This is a genomic window from Mesorhizobium sp. M2A.F.Ca.ET.039.01.1.1, assembly GCF_003998035.1.
In the GTDB taxonomy this organism is placed as follows: domain Bacteria; phylum Pseudomonadota; class Alphaproteobacteria; order Rhizobiales; family Rhizobiaceae; genus Mesorhizobium.
In genome coordinates this window covers 1-4558 of record NZ_RZRY01000522.1, presented here as the reverse complement: position 1 = coordinate 4558, position 4558 = coordinate 1, and the positions used below count along the sequence as shown (strand labels likewise).

Below are 4558 nucleotides of genomic sequence, written 5' to 3'. Positions count from 1 at the left end.
GGGCCGTATTGCAGGCCGCCCTTGGTCCACAGCGCGTTGATCCCTCGCGCGATCTTGAGCGGGCTGCCCGAGCCGACATTTCGCTCGAACATTTCGCCGTAGTTGCCGACAGCCTTGACGATGTTGACGACAAAGTCGTTGGAGAGGCCGAGATCGGCGCCATACTTGCCATCTGGCTCTGTGCCGAGCAGGCGCTGGATGTTCGGGTCGGTCGACGTCTTCATCTCCTCGACATTCGCCTGCGTGACGCCGGCTTCCTCGGCGTTCAAAAGCGCGAAATAGGTCCAGCGCGCGATATGCGCCCACTGGTCGTCGCCCTGGCGCACGGCCGGGCCAAGCGGCTCCTTGGAGATGATCTCGGGCAGCACGACATGGTCGGCCGGCGATGACAGCGTCAGGCGGATGCCATAGAGGCCGGACTGGTCGGTGGTGTAAGCGTCGCAGCGGCCGGCGTCATAGGCGGCGTTGACCTCTTCGAGCTTCTCGAACACGACGGGATTGTATTCCATCTTGTTCTTCTTGAAGTAGTCGGCGAGGTTGAGCTCGGTCGTGGTGCCGCTCTGCACGCAGACGGCGGCGCCCGAAAGCTGCAGCGCGGAATTCACGCCCGGCAGCTTCTTGGCGTTGATCATGAAGCCCTGGCCGTCATAGTAGGTGACGCCGACGAAATCGAGACCGAGCGCGCTGTCGCGGTTGCTGGTCCAGGTGGTGTTGCGCGACAGGAGGTCGATCTCGCCCGACTGCAGCGCGGTGAAACGCTCCTTGGCGCTGAGCGGCGTGAACTTGACCTTGGAGGCGTCACCGAAAACGGCGGCCGCAACGGCGCGGCAGAAGTCCGCGTCGATGCCTTTCCAGTCACCCTTGTCGTCCGGCGCCGAAAAGCCGGCGAGGCCGGTCGAGACGCCGCACTGAAGAAAGCCCTTCTGCTTCACGGTATCGAGCGTGCCTGCCGAAGCGGCGGACGCCATGAACCCGAGCGCGGCGGCGCCAAGAATGCCGATTGCAATGTGTTTCATGACCCACATACCCTTTTCTGTTACAGGCGCCCCTGCTGTCAGGCGACGCTTGATCTTTTTTCGTTTGTGAATGCAGCTCCCACTTCAGGCCCACTCCCGGACCCGCATCAGTTGCCGATGCGCTGCCTCCCATTCACGAAACGCATCGAAGGCGATTATTCCTGTGAGGTCAAGGGAAATGACCGAAACCCCAAAGGTTTGAAAAGCAATTGCCGCAAATGCCTGAATTGCGGACAAGAGCCCATGAAATCGGCAGTCCATGCGAACAAATCAGTCAAGTTGCAACGGTGCGAATCCATGAGCCGGCGGCCGAATCCGCTTCGGCAATAGCGGTGCTTTGTTGGGCGCGGGCGGGCTTGGATTGGCCTAGCCGAAGACGGGCTTTTGGCGGGCCTGGCGCGGTTGCGCGGGCTTGGCCGCCGCTTTATGGCTGTCCCCTGACATCATTCGACCCCTTACATGAAATGGCTGGCGACGAACCATGGGTAAAGGTAAAGACGGCATCGAAATGCGCACCAACACGCTGCTTGCCCATTCCGGCAACAACCCGCGCGACTATTTCGGCTTCGTCAACCCGCCGGTCGTGCACGCCTCCACGGTGCTTTACGCCGATGCCGCTTCGATGGCCGGACGCAGCCAGAAATACACATACGGCACGCGCGGCACGCCAACGATGGATGCGCTGACGCTCGCCGTCGACGCGCTTGAAGGCTCGGCCGGCACCATCGCGGTGCCTTCGGGACTGGCGGCGGCGACGGTACCGCCGCTCGCCTTCCTCGCCGCCGGCGACCATCTCTTGATCGTCGACAGCGTCTATCACCCGACGCGCCACTTCGCCGATACGATGCTGAAGCGACTCGGCGTCGAGGTCGAATATTACGAGCCGCGCATCGGGGCCGGCATTTCTTCGCTGATCAGGCCCAACACCAAGGTGGTGTTCACCGAATCGCCGGGATCGAACACCTATGAGGTGCAGGACATCCCGGCCATCGCCAAGGCTGCGCATGAAGCGGGCGCCATCGTGATGATGGACAACACCTGGGCGACGCCGCTCTATTTCAAGCCACTCGACCATGGCGTCGACATCTCGATCCAGGCGGCGACGAAATATCCGGCCGGACATTCCGACGTGCTGCTCGGCCTGGTTTCGGCCAACGAGACATATTGGAAGCAGCTCTATGATGGCTTCTGCACCCTCGGATGCTGTTCGGGACCCGACGACATCTACCAGGTGCTGCGCGGCCTGCGCACGATGGGGGTGCGGCTCGAACATCACCGCAAGTCCGCGCTCGATATCGCGCGCTGGCTGGAGGAGCAGGCCGCGGTCGCGCAGGTGCTGCATCCGGCACTCGAAAGCCATCCCGACCATGCGCTCTGGAAGCGCGATTTCTGCGGCTCGAGCGGCGTCTTCTCGATCGTGCTCGACGGCGGCGGCCAGAAGGCCCAGCACGCCTTCCTCGACGCGCTCAAGATCTTCGGTCTCGGCTATTCCTGGGGCGGCTATGAGAGCCTCGCCGTTCCGGTCTTCCTCGGCGACCGCACGCTTGCCAAGGGCTCGTATGCCGGTTCGCTGATCCGCTTGCAGATCGGGCTTGAGGATGTCGAAGACCTCAAGGCCGACATCGCGCGTGGGCTGGCGGCGGCGGCTGCCGTCGAGTGACGAGCTGATCAGTAGGCGCCGGCCGCCACATTTGCAGCCGCAGACATGCCTGGGCCGAAGCGATAGCATAGCCCGCGCAATCAACTCGGGAACCTTTTGCCGGCAGGCGCATCCAATTGCGGATGCAAAACTGCCGGGGGATCGAGCGAGATGAGAAGGCCCGCTATTGAAGCCGCCGGGATCGGCGCGGCAGCGGCCGGCGACATGGCGCTGGTGCGCCGGGCGCTGGCGCGCGATCCGGATGCGTGCCGTGCCATCATCAAGACGCACAATCAGCGGCTCTACCGCATCGCGCGCGGCGTGGTGCGCAACGATGCTGAGGCCGAGGACATCGTGCAGGAGGCCTATATGCGCGCCTTCGCCAGTCTCGGCGCCTTTCGCGGCGAGGCCTCTTTGTCGACCTGGCTGTCGCGCATCGTCATCAACGAGGCGCTCGGCCGGCTGCGCAAGCGCAAGCGCATGGTGGCGATGCCCGAAATCCCGGAGGCGCGGGTCATCCCGTTTCCCCTCAATCCAAGCGACGATCCGGAGCGGACAATGGCGCAGCGACAAATCCTCGGGCTTGTCGAACGGGCGACCGACAGCCTTCCCGATGTCTATCGCAGCGTTTTCGTCGCCCGTGTCATCGAGGGCCTCAGCATCGTGGAAACGGCCGACCTTCTGGGCGTGCGGCCTGAGACAGTTAAGACACGGCTGCACCGGGCGCGCGCCCTGGTGCGCAAGGCGCTGGACGACGAGATCGGTCCGGTGCTGCTCGACGCCTTCCCCTTCGCCGGCCGGCGCTGCGAGCGGCTGACGCAGGCGGTGATGAAGCGCTTGGGTTTCGAAGGCTGACTTTCCCGGGGAACGTTTCTCGCTTCCCGGCATCCAATGGCCGTCAACCCTCAGATGAAGCCCGAAGCCGATGCGCCGGGCGAAGGAGATGCCATGTTCATGCGACCGACCGCCGCCCTCGCCGCCCTTTTCCTGATGAGCAACGCGCCGCTGGCGCTGGCCGCCGACAAGCCCACCGACCCGCAGATCGCCCACATCGCCTATACAGCCGGCTCGATCGACATCGAGGCGGCCAAGCTGGCGATCAAGACGTCCAAGAACAAGGAGATCGTCGCCTTCGCCAAGGACATGGAGCGCGACCATGAGGCGGTGAACAGCCAAGCGCTCGACCTGGTGAAGAAGCTGAAGGTCACGCCCGAGGACAATGACACCAGCAAGGCGCTGGCCAAGGCTGCCAAGGAGGAGCGCGCCAAGCTGGCGAAGCTCAAGGGCTCCGAGTTCGACAAAGCCTATATCGAGAACGAAGTGGCCTATCACAAGCAGGTCAACGGTGCGCTCGAAACGCTGCTCATCCCCTCGGCCAGCAATGCCGAGTTGAAGAGCCTGCTGGAGACCGGGCTCAAGATCTTCCAGGGACATGAGCAGCATGCCGAACATGTCGCCGGCATGCTGAAATGAGGCCGCTGCTTCTTGCGTCGATGCTGGTGACGGTGCTCATGGCACCGCCAGCCTTCGCGGCGACCATCGAGGTGACGATCGACAAGCTGGTGTTCTCGCCGGCGAGCGTTAAGGCCAAAGTTGGCGACACGATTGAGTGGACAAACAAGGATATTCTCGCCCACACCGCCACGGTCAAAGGCGGCTGGGATGTGATGATCCCGGCAAAGTCGAAGGGCAAGGTCACGCTGAAGGCGGCGGGAGAGGTCGACTATTTCTGCCGCTTCCATCCCAACATGAAGGGCCATATCGGGGTGGCCCCCTAAACCCGCCGCCCCCTGGCCCGGCGCTGGGAGAGCGAGGCGCGCACGGCGCCTCGCTTGCTTGGCGGCAATCTTCCGAATGCCGGCGCGCAACCCACCCTGCCCGGCCGCGGCCCGCCGCTATACTG

The 4558-nt window shown here is 63.7% G+C and carries 5 protein-coding genes; 4 read left to right on the top strand and 1 reads right to left on the bottom strand.

What is annotated here, in order from left to right; genetic code table 11:
- Positions 1–1016: amino acid ABC transporter substrate-binding protein (locus EOA24_RS28340; RefSeq protein ID WP_133374646.1), on the bottom strand; the 1016-nt coding region annotated here is incomplete at its 3' end.
- Between the two features lie 481 nt (positions 1017–1497).
- On the opposite strand from EOA24_RS28340, the gene EOA24_RS28335 reads away from it, so the two are divergent.
- From EOA24_RS28335 to EOA24_RS28320, 4 genes are all read left to right on the top strand, one after another.
- Positions 1498–2676, top strand: a complete 1179-nt coding sequence (locus EOA24_RS28335) for a cystathionine beta-lyase (protein WP_127410309.1) — start codon at positions 1498–1500, stop codon at positions 2674–2676.
- A gap of 150 nt (positions 2677–2826) precedes the next feature.
- Complete coding sequence (locus tag EOA24_RS28330; RefSeq protein ID WP_126083221.1) at positions 2827–3510, top strand: RNA polymerase sigma factor; 684 nt, start codon at positions 2827–2829, stop codon at positions 3508–3510.
- 93 nt (positions 3511–3603) lie between these two features.
- Positions 3604–4128 (top strand): DUF4142 domain-containing protein, encoded by a 525-nt coding sequence (locus EOA24_RS28325; protein WP_126083222.1) that lies wholly within the window; start codon positions 3604–3606, stop codon positions 4126–4128.
- Positions 4125–4433 (top strand): cupredoxin family copper-binding protein, encoded by a 309-nt coding sequence (locus tag EOA24_RS28320; RefSeq protein ID WP_126083223.1) that lies wholly within the window; start codon positions 4125–4127, stop codon positions 4431–4433. Before EOA24_RS28325 ends, EOA24_RS28320 begins: the two co-directional genes overlap by 4 nt.
- Positions 4434–4558: the final 125 nt, after the last annotated feature.

Bases quoted from the DNA above. Each gene is read 5' to 3' on its own strand.
- EOA24_RS28330 (WP_126083221.1), top strand. From the start codon at position 2,827: ATGAGAAGGCCCGCTATTGAAGCCGCCGGGATCGGCGCGGCAGCGGCC.
- EOA24_RS28320 (WP_126083223.1), top strand. From the start codon at position 4,125: ATGAGGCCGCTGCTTCTTGCGTCGATGCTGGTGACGGTGCTCATGGCA.
- EOA24_RS28335 (WP_127410309.1), top strand. From the start codon at position 1,498: ATGGGTAAAGGTAAAGACGGCATCGAAATGCGCACCAACACGCTGCTT.
- EOA24_RS28325 (WP_126083222.1), top strand. From the start codon at position 3,604: ATGTTCATGCGACCGACCGCCGCCCTCGCCGCCCTTTTCCTGATGAGC.